Here is a 14,103-nt window from a genome sequence, read left to right on the forward strand (position 1 = left end):
ACGGGAGAGGAGGGACGTCGGGGATGAGCACCAAGGACTTCATCGAGAAGGACTACTACAAGGTCCTCGGCGTCCCCAAGGACGCCACCGAGGCCGAGATCAAGAAGGCGTACCGGAAGCTCGCCCGCGAGTTCCACCCGGACGCCAACAAGGGCAACGCCAAGGCCGAGGAGCGCTTCAAGGAGATCTCCGAGGCGAACGACGTCCTCGGCGACCCCAAGAAGCGCAAGGAGTACGACGAGGCGCGCGCCCTGTTCGGCAACGGCGGCTTCCGCCCCGGGCCGGGCGCCGGGGGCGGCTCGTTCAACTTCGACCTGGGCGACCTCTTCGGGGGCGGCGCCCAGGGCGGCGGGTCGTCCGGCGGCTTCGGCGGCGGTGGAGGCATCGGTGACGTCTTCGGCGGCCTGTTCAACCGGGGCGGCACCACCGGTACGCGCACCCAGCCCCGGCGCGGCCAGGACATCGAGTCCGAGGTCACGCTGAGCTTCACGGAGGCCATCGAGGGCGCCACGGTGCCGCTTCGGATGTCCTCCCAGGCGCCCTGCAAGGCCTGTTCGGGGACCGGCGACAAGAACGGCACCCCGCGCGTGTGCCCGACCTGCGTCGGCACCGGGCAGGTGGCGCGGGGCTCGGGCGGCGGCTTCTCGCTCACCGACCCGTGTCCCGACTGCAAGGGCCGCGGGCTGATCGCCGAGCACCCCTGCGCGGAGTGCAAGGGCAGCGGGCGCGCCAAGTCCTCGCGCACGATGCAGGTCCGCATCCCGGCCGGCGTCACCGACGGGCAGCGCATCCGGCTGCGCGGCAAGGGCGCGCCCGGCGAGCGGGGCGGCCCGGCGGGCGACCTCTACGTCGTCGTCCACGTGGGCGAGCACCGGGTGTTCGGCCGCAAGGGCGACAACCTCACGGTGACCGTCCCGGTGACGTACGCCGAGGCGGCCCTCGGCGGTGACGTCCGGGTGCCGACGCTCGGCGGCCCGCCCGTCACGCTGAAGCTGCCCCCGGGCACGCCGAACGGCCGTACGATGCGGGCGCGGGGCAAGGGCGCGGTCCGCAAGGACGGCACCCGCGGCGACCTGCTGGTCACCGTCGAGGTGCGGGTGCCCAAGGACCTGTCGGGCAAGGCGCGGGACGCCCTGGAGGCGTACCGCGAGGCGACCGCAGGCGAGGACCCGCGCGCCGAGCTGTTCGAGGCAGCGAAGGGAGACTGACCGCCCCATGGACGCACACGGCCGTCGACGCAACCCCTACGAGCTGACCGAGGAGACCCCGGTCTACGTCATCTCGGTGGCGGCCCAGCTCTCCGGGCTGCACCCGCAGACGCTGCGCCAGTACGACCGCCTGGGCCTGGTCTCCCCGGACCGCACCGCCGGCCGGGGCCGCCGCTACTCGGCCCGCGACATCGAACTGCTCCGCCAGGTGCAGCAGTTGTCGCAGGACGAGGGCATCAACCTGGCCGGCATCAAGCGCATCATCGAGCTGGAGAACCAGGTCGCCGCGCTGCAGTCCCGCGTCGCGGAACTCCAGTCGGCGCTGGAGGGCGCGGCGGCGGCGATGCAGCAGCGCGAGGCCGCGGTCCACGCCTCCTACCGCCGCGACCTGGTCCCGTACCAGGAGGTCCAGCACACCAGCGCGCTGGTGGTCTGGCGGCCGAAGCGTCAGCAGTCCGCGGACTGATCAGTCGCCGGCAGTCTTCGGACTGAGCAGCGGCTCGCGCGAGGGGCCCGGAGGCACGACCGTCAGGTCGGCTTCCGGGCCCCTCGCGGTTCGTCCGGGCCCTGGCCGGCCGTTCAGTCCAGCTGCTCGGTCGACCCGTCCGGATGGACCAGCAGCCGGATGGCACCGCCGTACCGGTTGTCGTTGATCAACGCGGGGGTGGGCGCGCCGAGTTGCTGGGCGCGCTGCTGGAGGATGGACAGGATCACCTCCTGGATGTCGCCGTAGGGCGGTGCGGTGACCGGGACACCGTCGATCAGTCCGGCGTTGGGGGAGAACACATGGACCTGGGCGCCGAGTTCGGCGCCCAGGTGGGTCGTTTCGGTCATCGGGTCGGGTCTTCCTTCCGGCTCGGCCGTTCAGGCGCTCTTCGGCCCGCCGTGCCCGGCGTCGCCCGGTTCGGCGGGATCGGGCACTCCGGCGTACGTTCCGCGCGAAACACGCTGTAGGCGGCCCGACTTGACGAGGGTGGACAGGACGTTGCTGATCGTCTTCGACGGGTCGCCGTAGACACCGGCCGGCAGGACGCGCAGGACGTCCCGGGCGGAGAACGGGCCGGGGAAGGCCGCCACCGCCTGCTCCACGGCGGCCCGGATGCTGGGCGCGGCGGCCGGGCGGCGGCGCGGCGAGGGGATCGCGGCGGTGCCGGGGCTCGGTGCGAGCTCGGGCAGCCGGGCGCGGATGGCGTGCAACGCGGTGCGGATGACGGCCAGTCGGTCCTCGTCGCCACCTTCTCGATGTTGCCGAGCGAGGCGGACAGTTCGCGCAGCAGCGGATCGACGAAGTCGCGCCGCAGCGCGGCCACCGGGTCGGTGGTCGCCAGGTCCAGGCAGACGGAGCCGGTGAGCGGCCGGGCCGGCGCGACGCCGTCCGCTCCGGCCGGGCGCCCGGCCCCGTCCGGGAGCAGCGCCTCGACCGCCTCCAGTACGGCGCGGACCTCGTCGAGCGCCCCGGGCCGTACGTCGGCGCCGGGCAGGCTGCGCAGCCCCGGCCGGCCAGGACCTGCCGGCCAATCTGCTGCTCGCGGCCGCCTCGGCGAAGGCGCCCGTCACCCAGATCTACGGCTGGCTGTCCAACCCCAAGGACGACACCCCGGAGCGGATCCTGCGCTCCGCCGGGCACACCATGGCCGCCGACGCGCTGGGCGGTGTCATCACTGCGCCCGACAAGCAGCGCAGCGGCATCTACGGTGTCGCCCAGCAGATGGCGTCCTGCCTGATCAACCCCGAGGTCAACCGCTGGGTCACGCCGCCCGCCGACCCGCACGCGCCCGAGTTCGACCCGCACGCATTCGTCCGCACCGGCGGCACCCTGTACTCGCTCAGCCGGGAGGGGCGCGACTCCGCCGGCCCGCTGGTGACCGCGCTCACCGTGGCGGTCGTCGAGGCGGCCGAGGAGTACGCCACCACCCAGCCCGGCGGGCGTCTGTCGCTGCCGCTGGTCGGTGTGCTGGACGAGGCCGCCAACGTCTGCCGGTGGCGCACCCTGCCCGCCCTGTACTCGCACTACGGCTCGCGCGGCATCGTCCTGATGACGATCCTGCAGTCCTGGGCGCAGGGCATCGAGGTCTGGGGCGAGCGCGGCATGGAGAAGCTGTGGTCCGCCGCGAACGTCCGCGTCTACGGCGGTGGCGTCTCCGACACCCGGTTCCTGGGCGACCTGAGTGAGCTGGCCGGCGAGTTCGAGCTCCGCGATTACCAGACGAGCCGCGAGTCGGAGACCGGCGGCTGGGCCGGCGCCCGCACGGTGAGCGAGTCCGTACGCCGTGACGGGTGCTGCAGGTCTCCGACCTCGGCGCGCTGCCCCCGGGCCGCGCCGTCCTCGCCTCCGGTACGCGTCCGGTCCTGGTCGAGACCGTCCCGTGGTGGCAGGGGCCCTACGCGGGCGAGGTGCGGGCGTCGCTGCGCAAGTACGACCCCGGTGCGCGCTGACCGGATCCCGCCGTTCTCCGGGAAGCGGACGTGGAGAGTCCGTAAAGGGCGTTTGAAGGGGGTTCCGTTCGGCCTTCACAGGGCAGCGGTGCGTGCTGTTGCGCACTCGTTAAGTAGTTCCGCTTGACGCCGGGTGTCGCATCCGCGTTGGCTTTTCAGACACCTGGGTCGTATAGCTGCACCCACGTCCGGAACGCACCTGAAGTGAGCCCCCGAATGCGTCGTATCGCCATATCCGTGGCCGCATCCACGATGACCCTCTCGCTCGCCGGCTGCGGCATGCTGAACGCGACGGGGGACAGCGCGAGCGCGAGCCCGACGAAGGGCAACGACGTCACCGTGGGGCTGCTGCTCCCGGAGAAGGAGAACACCCGCTACGACAAGTTCGACTACCCCATCATTCGGGACAAGGTGGCCGAACTCACCAAGAAGCAGGGCAAGGTCGAGTATCTCAACGCGGAATCGGACACCGCCAAGCAGGCCGAGCAGATGCAGAAGATGATCGACGACAAGGTCGACGTCATCCTGCTGGACGCGGTCGACTCGCACGCCATCGCCGGCGAGGTGAGCAAGGCCAAGGCCGCGAACATCCCGGTCATCGCCTACGACCGGCTCGCCGAGGGCCCCATCGACGCGTACATCTCCTTCGACAACGAACTCGTCGGCGAGGTGCAGGGCCGCAGCCTGCTGGACGCGCTGGGCGCGGGCGTCGACACGTCCGACAAGATCGTCATGATGAACGGTTCGCCCACCGACCCCAACGCCAAGCAGTTCAAGCAGGGCGCCCTGTCCGAGCTGAAGGGCAAGGTGACGATCGCGGCGAGTTTCGACACCAAGGACTGGAAGCCGCAGAACGCCGAGGCGAACATGACCAAGGCGATCAACGAGATCGGCCGGGACAACATCGCCGGCGTCTACTCCGCCAACGACGCCATGGCGGGCGGCATCATCAAGGCCCTCAAGGCGGCCGGCGTCACGAAGATGCCGCCCATCACCGGTCAGGACGCCGAACTCGCCGGGGTGCAGCGGATCGTCGCCGGCGAGCAGTACATGAGCGTCTACAAGTCCTACCCCGACGAGGCCCAGGCCGCGGCCCAGATGGCCGTCGCCAAGGTGCAGGGCAAGGACATCCAGTTCGACTCCCTCACCCAGGACACGGTGGACAGCCCCACCGACAAGAGCATCCCGGCCCAGCTGGTCCAGGTGAGCGCCCTGACCAAGGGCAAGATCAAGGACACGGTCATCCAGGACGGCATCTACACGGTGTCGGACATCTGCACGCCGAAGTACAAGGCGGACTGCGCGGCCATCGGTCTCAAGTAGGCCGTCACCCGTTCCGGTGGTCCTCGGCCCGCCGCGCCCGTGACGGCGCCGCGGGCCGCAGGAGAGGTCCCGCGACCCGCAGCGCCGTGCCCCCTGTCCACCCCCCGCCCCCCTCCGGAGCGGCCCTCCCGTCACCGCGTCACCCCCGTGGACGCGGTAATGGCGGCCCAGCCGAAAAGGGGGAGTACGGCTGGGCCGCCGCCGGGTGCCTGAGCACCCGTTGGGAAGCGGGACCAACGATGCCCCGACGACATACGGGACACCACCGTCATCTTGTTGCACCGCCCGGGGCGGAGGCCGGTAAATAGCCGGACATACCACCGCTTTACGACGGTCACGCCCCGGAGAGCCGTGTTGCGGAGCCCGTCGCCGCCGCGCATAGTTGCGCTGCGGAAGTGGCGTTCGAACCGGGGGTGGAATGGGCGATGGCCGGGCACGGGACGGAGGAGCATCCCCACGGTGCCGACCGACTGTGCGAGGCCGGGGACCGCGTGTACTCCCGGGCCGTGCGGCGGGGGCGGGTGGCGCGCGCGGACGCCGAGGCCGTGCCCTGTCTGCTGGAACTGGCCCTGCTGCACCCCGACCCCGACGACATGGACTGGCTGGTGCCGACCTCCCCGCAGGAGGTCATGACGCGGCTGCTGCGCGGGGTCCACGACGAGGTCAGGGAGAGCCAGCGGCGGGTGGGCTCGGCGGTGGCCGCGTTCGAGTGGTACGCCGGTCTCGGCAGCCGGCTCCAGGCCCTCACCGGACCCGGCGAGGGCACGTCGATCCGGGTGCTGGACGGGCTGTCCCGCATCCAGGCCGCGATGGACGAGGCCACCGAGGCGTGCACCACCGAGGTGCTGACCGTGCAGCCGGGCGGCATCCGGCGGGAGGAAGAGCTGACCGAGGGCCTGCACCGGGCGCTGACCCTGCGCGGCCGGGGCGTGCGGATGCGGGACCTCTACACGCATGTGGCCCGGCACGGCCAGGGGCTGCTCAACTACCTTGAGCTGATGGGCGACGCCGTCCAGGCGCGCACCCTGGACGAGGTCATCGACCGGCTGATCCTCTTCGACCGCAAGGTCGCCTTCATCCCGGCCAACACGGACCGCACGATGGCCCTGGAACTGCGCCACCCCGCCCTGGTCGAGTATCTGGTGACGGTCTTCGAGCGGCTGTGGCGCCTCGCCGTCCCCCTCACCGCGCCCCTGCCCGACACCGGCATCGAGGGCATCTCGCACCGCGAGCAGTCCATCGCCGCGCTGCTCGCCGAGGGGCACCAGGACGCGGTCATCGCCGAGCGCCTCGGCATCAGCGTGCGCACCTGCCGGGCCCACATCGCGCGCCTGTCGGAGACCCTGGGCGCGGCCAGCCGGACCCAGCTCGGCGTGCGGATCGCCCAGGTGGGTCTGGTCCGCGCCGCCGCGCTCGGCGTGCCGGGCCAGAGCGTCCACTGACGCTCAGTCCTGGTCGAGGATCCCCGACTGCCCGATGAGATAGCCGAGTTGGGCCCGGCTCTCACTGCCGAGGGTGGCGGCCAGCTTGGCGATGTGCACCCGCGCGGTACGGACGTTCATCCCGAGCCGGTCGGCGATGACGGCGTCGGTGTGGCCTTCGACGAGGAGGGCGGCGATGGCGCGCTGGCGCGGGGTGACACCGTTCAGGGAGGGGCGCTGGACGGGCCGCGGGTACATCGGGGTCGCCAGGTTCCACAGGCGGTCGAAGAGTGCGGCCAGATAGCCGACGAGGGCGGGCTGGCGGACTTCGAGGGCGAGGGTGCGGTCCTCGTTCGCGGGGAGGAAGGCGATCCGCCGGTCGAAGATGAACATCCGCTCCGTGACTTCGTCCAGGGTGCGGGCCTCCACGTCGCCGGTCAGTGTTTCCTGGTAGCCGGTGATGGCGGGGATGTGGCGCCGGGTGTCCTGGTAGAGCGTGCGGATGCGGCCGCCGCGGTCCAGAAGGGCCTGGTCCCGCTTCAGGGCGATGGACTCCGCGGCCTGGCCGTTCAGCCCGGCCAGGCCGAAGTGGGGCTGGATGCAGAGGGCTTCCCGGCATGACTCGGTCATGGCCTCGGTGATGCCGCGGTTGATCTGTGCCGACCCGCTCAGGAACCGCAGTGCCGGGGAGCCGGGGGAGGTGGTGACGTCCTCGGCCCCGGCCCGTAGGAGTGACTCGAACGTCTCGACCAGTCGCGCCTCCCGCGCGCGTTCGTCGGCGATGCGCGCCGCCGAGGTACGCAGCAGCCGGTGCAGGGCGGCCGCCGGGGCGACGGGTTCGAGGCGACCCAGGTCGTCCAGCGCCGGGTGGAGCAGCCCGAAGTCGGTCAGGCAGGGGGCGCTCGCGGCCGCTTCGGCGCGGACGCCGCCCTCCCGCAGGGCGTGTTCGTAGAGCCGTGTGCCCGCCTCGCAGAGTTCCTCGACGCCGTGTTCGGGGTGCGGCGGAGTGGTCACGAGGCCGCCTCCGGCAGGGGTGTCACTGGGCCGGCCCCTGTCCGGTGTCCGGAGCCTCCTTGTCCAGCATTCCCGACTGTGCGATGAGGAAGCCGAGCTGAGCGCGGCTGCCGCTGCCCAGGGCCTGGGCCAGCTTGGCGATGTGGGCGCGGCAGGTGCGCACGTTCATGCCGAGCCGGCGGGCGATGGCCTCGTCGACATGGCCTTCGATGAGCAGCTTGGCGATGGAGTGCTGGATCTCGGTGATGCCGTCGGAGTCGACTTCGTACGGGCCGCCCGCGCTCATCGGAACGGCCCGGTCCCACAGGTAGGCGAAGACCTTCATCAGATAGCGGACCAGGCCGGGGTGGCGCAGTTCCAGGGCGATCCGCTGGTCCTCGCGGGCCGGGATGAAGGCGACGGCGCCGTCGCAGATGATGAGCCGCTCGACCAGTTCGTCGATGGTGCGGTACTCGATCTTGCCGTCCGACAGCCGGGCCGCGTACGCCAGCTTCTCCGGGTTGTAGCGGGCCGTGTGCTGGTAGAGGCTGCGGATCTTGACTCCGCGTTCGATCAATGCCCGGTCCCGCTCCAGCCCCTGCAACAAGCTGCTCTCCGAGATGCGGTCGGACGGCTGTACCGTGAGCAGCTCCTTCTGGCACTGGCTGGTGGCGAGGTTGAGCGCCGCGTTGATCCGCTCGCCGCCCTCCAGGACCGTGATGGAGTCGCTGGGCGCGTGCACCTCGGCGCCCAGCGCCATGAACGGCTCGAAGATCTCGGAGAGTTCGATCGACAGCTGGCGGCGCTCGGTGATTTCCTGCTCGATGGGGTTGAGCCTGCGGGCGAGGGCGACCGCCGGTGGCACCGGGCGCAGCCACGTCGGATCGTCGGGGTCGGGGTGGAGCAGGGCGAACTCCATCAGGCAGGGGACGGCCTCGGCGTCGGTGCGGGCGACCCGCCCGGTGCGCAGCGCGGTGGCGTAAAGACGGCTTCCGTCCTCGCACAAATCGGTTACCGCATGAGGATGTGAGGCTTTCGCCCGATTCATCACTAAATCTCCACCCCCCAGGGTCCTGAACATGCAGGAACATGATGCACCGATTGTGTGGCCATCACGTGCCCGAATGAGCCATCGTCGTACCTGACGGGGGAAAAGGGGACCTTCAAGTGAGGACGAAGCCGACTATGCGTAACAGACTGCTTCGCTCGGTGCTCGGCGCCGCCTTTTCCGCCCTCATAGCCGTGGGGGTACTGGCCGGCGTCTCCGGAGCGAAGGGCAGTGCTCAGGCGGTCACCGAGTGGCCCACCGTCTCCGCGGCCCACGACGCGCCGACGGCCGGCGCCGGGAGCTGACGTGACCACTCCACCCGACGACCGGTCCTTCCGGCGTGAAATGGCCACCGCCTACCGTTCCGGCTGGCACTTCATCGATCTGGTCACCGCCATCCCCCACAGCGGTGACTCGCTGATGGTGACCGTCTTCGGTGAGCCGGTCGTCGTCACGCGGGACGAGGACGAGGACGTGCGGGCGTACCGGTGCCTGCGGAAGCCGCGTGGCGCGCCCCAGCCCGTGCGGTGCGCCGTCCGGTACGGAATGATCTTTGTGAATCTTGACCAGCGGGACCACCGGCTGACCGAGCCGGAGGTGCCCGACGTACGAACCATCTCGGCCACCCCCCGCAGTGCCTGACGCGATTCCCCCGTCGTAAAGATCGCTCAGGTGCTTCCCCCCGCAGCGGCGTCACCGTGACCTGAACACGGTGACGCCGCTGCAATTTCCGGGGACATTTCAGGGTATGGGCCGGTTCTACGGTGGCCGAAAACGGTCCTGCGCGGGCGGGGCCGGCCATGCTTGCCGCCTCCGGCTCCCCCCGGCACGTCCCCGTCGCCTCAGCCGCGGCCCAGTGCCCGTTCCACCGTGATCTCGATGACCACCCGCGCCGGGTTCGGCGCCGGGGTCCGCTCGTAGCGCTCGGCGTAGCGCCGCTCCGCCTCCGCGACCCGCTCCCGGTCCGTGCGGACGTGGGCGCGGCCCTCCAGGGTGGCCCAGCGCCGGCCGGCCACCTGGCAGACCGCGACCCGCGCGCCCCCGGACCCGGCGGCCGCCCGCACGTACGCCACCTTGGTGCTGGACCCGTTCGTGATCACCCGGGCCAGTCCGGCCGTCGGGTCGAACGTCACCCCCACCGGCACCACGTGCGGGCTGCCGTCGGGCCGGATCGTCGTCAGCGTGCACAGGTGCCGCTCCCGCCAGAACGCGAGGTACGCCTCGTCGAGAGCGGCGGGGTCCAGGGAGTACGTCATGGCGGGAAACCTAGCGAAACCCGGCCCCGAAGGCGCTGCGGGCATCTTCTTGAGTGAGGTAGACTCAACTTTGTGCATGTTGGCTGAGTCAGTAGTGGGACGAGTCGGTAAGTGGGACGCCGAGGAGGAGAACGCACACGTGGACGCCGAGCTGACCAACAGGAGCCGGGACGCGATCAACGCGGCCACCAACCGGGCCGTGACCGAGGGGCACCCGGACCTCACGCCCGCCCACCTGCTGCTCGCGCTGCTCGCCGGGCAGGACAACGAGAACATCACCGACCTGCTCGCCGCCGCCGGGGCCGACCAGGCCGCCGTACGATCGGAGGCGGAGCGGGCCCTCGTGTCGCTGCCCAGCGTGACCGGGTCCACCGTCGCGCCGCCGCAGCCGAACCGGGAGCTGCTCGCCGTCATCGCGGACGCCGCCGAGCGGGCGCGGGACCTCGGTGACGACTATCTGTCCACCGAGCACCTGCTCATCGGCATCGCCGCGAAGGGCGGCGCGGCCGGCGAGGTGCTCGTCGGGCAGGGTGCCGACGCGAAGAAGCTGCAGGAGGCCTTCACCAAGGCCAGGGGAGGACGCCGCGTGACCACCGCCGACCCCGAGGGCCAGTACAAGGCCCTGGAGAAGTTCGGTACCGACTTCACCGCCGCCGCCCGCGAGGGCAGGCTGGACCCGGTCATCGGCCGGGACCAGGAGATCCGCCGGGTCGTGCAGGTGCTCAGCCGCCGTACGAAGAACAACCCGGTCCTCATCGGCGAGCCCGGCGTCGGCAAGACCGCCGTCGTCGAGGGGCTCGCCCAGCGCATCGTCAAGGGCGACGTGCCCGAGTCGCTGAAGGACAAGCGGCTGGTCGCGCTCGACCTGGGCGCGATGGTGGCCGGCGCCAAGTACCGCGGCGAGTTCGAGGAGCGGCTCAAGGCCGTCCTCGCCGAGATCAAGGACTCCGACGGGCAGATCATCACCTTCATCGACGAGCTGCACACCGTCGTCGGCGCCGGCGCGGGCGGCGACTCCGCCATGGACGCCGGCAACATGCTCAAGCCCATGCTGGCCCGCGGCGAACTGCGCATGGTCGGCGCCACCACCCTGGACGAGTACCGCGAGCGGATCGAGAAGGACCCCGCGCTGGAGCGCCGCTTCCAGCAGGTCCTGGTCGCCGAGCCCACGGTGGAGGACACGATCGCGATCCTCCGCGGTCTGAAGGGCCGCTACGAGGCCCACCACAAGGTGCAGATCGCCGACAGCGCCCTGGTCGCCGCCGCCACCCTCTCCGACCGCTACATCACCTCCCGCTTCCTGCCCGACAAGGCCATCGACCTCGTTGACGAGGCCGCCTCCCGGCTGCGCATGGAGATCGACTCCTCGCCCGTCGAGATCGACGAACTCCAGCGCTCCGTGGACCGGCTGAAGATGGAGGAGCTGGCGATCTCCAAGGAGACCGACCCGGCCTCCGTCGCCCGCCTGGACAAGCTGCGCCGCGACCTCGCCGACAAGGAGGAGGAGCTGCGCGGCCTCACCGCCCGCTGGGAGAAGGAGAAGCAGTCCCTCAACCGGGTCGGTGAACTCAAGGAGAAGCTCGACGACCTGCGCGGCCAGGCCGAACGCGCCCAGCGCGACGGCGACTTCGACACCGCCGCCAAGCTGCTCTACGGCGAGATCCCGCAGCTGGAGAAGGAACTGGAGGCCGCCTCCGAGGCCGAGGAAGAGGTGGCCAAGGACACCATGGTCAAGGAGGAGGTCGGCTCCGACGACATCGCCGACGTCGTCGCCGCCTGGACCGGCATCCCCGCCGGGCGCCTGATGGAGGGCGAGACGCAGAAGCTGCTGCGCATGGAGGACGAGCTGGGCAAGCGGCTCATCGGCCAGACCGAGGCCGTGCGGGCCGTCTCCGACGCCGTACGGCGCTCCCGCGCGGGCATCGCCGACCCCGACCGCCCCACCGGCTCCTTCCTCTTCCTCGGCCCGACCGGCGTCGGCAAGACCGAACTGGCCAAGGCCCTCGCCGACTTCCTCTTCGACGACGAGCGGGCCATGGTCCGCATCGACATGTCCGAGTACGGCGAGAAGCACAGCGTGGCCCGCCTGGTCGGCGCCCCGCCCGGATACGTCGGCTACGAGGAGGGCGGCCAGCTGACCGAGGCGGTGCGCAGGCGGCCGTACACCGTGGTCCTGCTGGACGAGGTGGAGAAGGCGCACCCGGAGGTCTTCGACATCCTCCTCCAGGTGCTGGACGACGGCCGCCTGACGGACGGGCAGGGCCGCACGGTCGACTTCCGCAACACCATCCTGGTGCTCACCTCCAACCTCGGCAGCCAGTACCTGGTCGACCCGGTCCTCGGCGAGGAGGAGAAGAAGGCCCAGGTGCTCCAGGCCGTCCGGACCTCCTTCAAGCCGGAGTTCCTCAACCGCCTGGACGACCTGGTCGTCTTCACCGCGCTCAGCAAGGAGGAGCTGGCCCGGATCGCGCGCCTGCAGATCGAACGCCTGGCGGCCCGGCTCGCGGAACGCCGCCTCACCCTCGACGTCACCCCCGACGCGCTGGCCTGGCTCGCCGAGGAGGGCATGGACCCGGCCTACGGCGCCCGCCCGCTGCGCCGGCTCGTCCAGACCGCCATCGGCGACCGGCTCGCCAAGGAGATCCTCTCCGGTGAGATCAAGGACGGCGACACGGTCCGCGTGGACCGCTTCGGCGAGGGTCTGATCGTCGGCCCGGCCACGGGCAAGACGCTGTAGCCCCGTCCCCAGCACCACCACGAACCCCGGCGCGGCCCGCGCCGGGGTTTTGGCGTCGGCTCAGGTGTCACTCGTGTAGAGCAGGTACAGCACCCGGAAGGCCCACAGGTCGAACACCAGGCAGCCCAGCCACAGGGCTCACAGCAACCACCGCACCTCTCTGCGTACGCGCTCGTGCGCATCATCCCCCGGGGACGCCCCCGCCCGCCGCTGTCAGCCCACGGCTGACAAGGTCCGTCGGGGCTTGCACCCCCCCTCCCCGCATGGGAGAGGATGGCGGAATCCGCATGAAGGGAATTACACGGTGAGCATCGACCCGTCCTCGATCCCAAACTTCGGGGGCCAGCCCGAACCGCAGCCCCAAGGACCGGGGGGCCCCGTCGTCCCGGATCAGGATCTCGTGAAGCAGCTCCTCGACCAGATGGAGCTGAAGTACGTCGTCGACGAGGAGGGTGACCTCGCGGCGCCGTGGGAGCAGTTCCGCACGTACTTCATGTTCCGCGGGGAGGCCGAGCAGTCGGTCTTCTCCGTGCGGACCTTCTACGACCGCCCCCACCAGATCGGCGAGAAGCAGCAGCTGCTGGAGTCCGTCGACGACTGGAACCGCCGCACCCTGTGGCCCAAGGTGTACACCCACACCCACGACGACGGCACCGTCCGCCTCATCGGCGAGGCCCAGATGCTGATCGGCACCGGCGTCGACCTCAACCACTTCGTCTCCTCCACGGTCAGCTGGGTTCGGGCCGCGATCGAGTTCGACAAGTGGCTGGTGGAGCAGCTGGGCCTGGAAGAGGAGATCAACGACGCGGAGAAGCCCGAGGAAGACGGGGAGTAACCGCGCACCCGGCCGACGGCGGGGCCCGGAAAGCCACCACGGCTCTCCGGGCCCTTGCCGTACCCGGGCGGCGGTACGTGCGCTCAGCGGCGCTCGTAGAAGCCGTCCAGCCGCCCGCGCGCCAGCACCCCGGAGGCGGCACCGGCAGCGGCCACGACGTCACGCGGCTCGGCGTCGTCCGGCACGGCCCCGCCTCCGCCGAGGCTCAGCGGCCGGTCGAGGGCGAACAGCTGGAAGACGTAGCGGTGCGGCCCGTGGCCCTTGAGGGGCGCGGGCCCGAGGTAGCCGCGCCGGGTGCCCGGTCCCAGCAGCCGCACCCCGCTCGCGGCCGCGCCCGCGTTCAGGTCGCCCTGGGCGAGACCGGTCACCGACGGGTCGAGGAGGGCGGTGCCGTGGTGGTACGGCAGCGCCGTCGGCGCGTCGGGATCCTCGATGACCAGCAGCAGCTGGGCCGTGCCGGCGGGCACGGCCTGCCACGTCAGGGCGGGCGACACGGCCCGGCCGCCCAGCCGCTTCCCGGCGTGCGCCTTCGGGATGGTCCCCTCGTGCGGGAAGTCCGGACTGCTCAGGCCGAGCGTGTCCGCGGCGGCGGCCAGGCCGGGCGCGTGCCAGGCGAGGCCCGCCTGCCCCGCCCGCTTGCTCCTCAGCAGTCTGCCCAGTACGGCCATGAGGTGCCTCTCTCGCGGAAACCGGTGTTCAGCGGCTCAGCCGACGCAGGCGGTCGGCGGCCTCGTGCAGGACGTCCTCCCGTTTGCAGAGGTGCAAGGTAAACGCACCTACAGGCAACCCACTCCCTAGGCCCTCAGTAGAGGGGGCCACGCGCCCCGGAGAGCGCCCCTTAGCCCC

Annotated in this window: 15 protein-coding genes; 9 read left to right on the top strand and 6 right to left on the bottom strand. The window is 71.3% G+C overall.

Annotated elements, in window-relative coordinates:
• The first annotated feature begins 23 nt into the window (after positions 1 to 23).
• Positions 24 to 1,208: a molecular chaperone DnaJ gene (gene dnaJ / locus ABZ854_RS33935; RefSeq protein WP_361218934.1), complete on the top strand. Its 1,185-nt coding sequence runs from the start codon at positions 24 to 26 to the stop codon at positions 1,206 to 1,208.
• Positions 1,209 to 1,215: 7 nt separating this feature from the next.
• Positions 1,216 to 1,674, top strand: coding sequence for a helix-turn-helix domain-containing protein (locus tag ABZ854_RS33940; RefSeq protein ID WP_361218937.1), 459 nt, complete (start codon positions 1,216 to 1,218; stop codon positions 1,672 to 1,674).
• Positions 1,675 to 1,787: 113 nt separating this feature from the next.
• On the opposite strand, the gene ABZ854_RS33945 is transcribed toward ABZ854_RS33940, so the two are convergent.
• Both ABZ854_RS33945 and ABZ854_RS33950 read right to left on the bottom strand, forming a co-directional pair.
• Positions 1,788 to 2,042, bottom strand: coding sequence for a hypothetical protein (locus tag ABZ854_RS33945; protein WP_361218940.1), 255 nt, complete (start codon positions 2,040 to 2,042; stop codon positions 1,788 to 1,790).
• 30 nt (positions 2,043 to 2,072) lie between these two features.
• Positions 2,073 to 2,405, bottom strand: coding sequence for a type IV toxin-antitoxin system AbiEi family antitoxin domain-containing protein (locus tag ABZ854_RS33950; protein ID WP_361218943.1), 333 nt, complete (start codon positions 2,403 to 2,405; stop codon positions 2,073 to 2,075).
• Positions 2,406 to 2,838: 433 nt separating this feature from the next.
• Here ABZ854_RS33950 and ABZ854_RS33955 point away from each other — a divergent pair, with 433 nt between their 5' ends.
• The 3 genes from ABZ854_RS33955 (at position 2,839) to ABZ854_RS33965 (ending at position 6,409) form a co-directional block, all read left to right on the top strand.
• The gene (locus ABZ854_RS33955; RefSeq protein ID WP_361218946.1) at positions 2,839 to 3,771 is read left to right on the top strand and encodes a TraG/TraD/VirD4 family protein; all 933 of its coding nucleotides are present in this window, start codon (positions 2,839 to 2,841) and stop codon (positions 3,769 to 3,771) included.
• Positions 3,772 to 3,860: 89 nt separating this feature from the next.
• Positions 3,861 to 4,967, top strand: coding sequence for a substrate-binding domain-containing protein (locus ABZ854_RS33960; RefSeq protein WP_361218949.1), 1,107 nt, complete (start codon positions 3,861 to 3,863; stop codon positions 4,965 to 4,967).
• 425 nt (positions 4,968 to 5,392) lie between these two features.
• A complete protein-coding gene (locus ABZ854_RS33965) occupies positions 5,393 to 6,409 on the top strand; it encodes a LuxR C-terminal-related transcriptional regulator (protein ID WP_361218967.1) in 1,017 nt (338 codons plus the stop codon).
• A gap of 3 nt (positions 6,410 to 6,412) precedes the next feature.
• On the opposite strand, the gene ABZ854_RS33970 is transcribed toward ABZ854_RS33965, so the two are convergent.
• Positions 6,413 to 7,402 carry a LuxR C-terminal-related transcriptional regulator gene (locus tag ABZ854_RS33970; protein ID WP_361218952.1) on the bottom strand — a complete coding sequence of 330 codons (990 nt, stop codon included), beginning with the start codon at positions 7,400 to 7,402 and terminating at the stop codon, positions 6,413 to 6,415.
• Positions 7,403 to 7,424: 22 nt separating this feature from the next.
• On the bottom strand, positions 7,425 to 8,462 hold the full coding sequence (locus ABZ854_RS33975; protein WP_361218955.1) for a helix-turn-helix transcriptional regulator: 1,038 nt from the start codon (positions 8,460 to 8,462) through the stop codon (positions 7,425 to 7,427).
• Between the two features lie 104 nt (positions 8,463 to 8,566).
• On the opposite strand from ABZ854_RS33975, the gene ABZ854_RS33980 reads away from it, so the two are divergent.
• Entirely contained in the window at positions 8,567 to 8,734 is a 168-nt protein-coding gene (locus tag ABZ854_RS33980) for a hypothetical protein (RefSeq protein ID WP_164992209.1), read from the top strand.
• A gap of 40 nt (positions 8,735 to 8,774) precedes the next feature.
• Positions 8,775 to 9,071: a (2Fe-2S)-binding protein gene (locus ABZ854_RS33985; protein ID WP_164992518.1), complete on the top strand. Its 297-nt coding sequence runs from the start codon at positions 8,775 to 8,777 to the stop codon at positions 9,069 to 9,071.
• 200 nt (positions 9,072 to 9,271) lie between these two features.
• Here the strand turns inward: ABZ854_RS33985 and ABZ854_RS33990 are convergent, their stop codons facing one another.
• Entirely contained in the window at positions 9,272 to 9,685 is a 414-nt protein-coding gene (locus ABZ854_RS33990) for a TIGR03618 family F420-dependent PPOX class oxidoreductase (protein WP_361218958.1), read from the bottom strand.
• A gap of 139 nt (positions 9,686 to 9,824) precedes the next feature.
• Here ABZ854_RS33990 and clpB point away from each other — a divergent pair, with 139 nt between their 5' ends.
• Together clpB and ABZ854_RS34000 are read left to right on the top strand one after the other, a co-directional pair.
• Entirely contained in the window at positions 9,825 to 12,422 is a 2,598-nt protein-coding gene (gene clpB, locus ABZ854_RS33995; RefSeq protein WP_361218970.1) for an ATP-dependent chaperone ClpB, read from the top strand.
• Between the two features lie 304 nt (positions 12,423 to 12,726).
• On the top strand, positions 12,727 to 13,257 hold the full coding sequence (locus ABZ854_RS34000; protein WP_361218961.1) for a YbjN domain-containing protein: 531 nt from the start codon (positions 12,727 to 12,729) through the stop codon (positions 13,255 to 13,257).
• Between the two features lie 83 nt (positions 13,258 to 13,340).
• On the opposite strand, the gene ABZ854_RS34005 is transcribed toward ABZ854_RS34000, so the two are convergent.
• Positions 13,341 to 13,925 (bottom strand): YbhB/YbcL family Raf kinase inhibitor-like protein, encoded by a 585-nt coding sequence (locus ABZ854_RS34005; RefSeq protein ID WP_361218964.1) that lies wholly within the window; start codon positions 13,923 to 13,925, stop codon positions 13,341 to 13,343.
• Positions 13,926 to 14,103: the final 178 nt, after the last annotated feature.

Source organism: Streptomyces sp. NPDC047028 (assembly GCF_040644095.1).
In the GTDB taxonomy this organism is placed as follows: domain Bacteria; phylum Actinomycetota; class Actinomycetes; order Streptomycetales; family Streptomycetaceae; genus Streptomyces.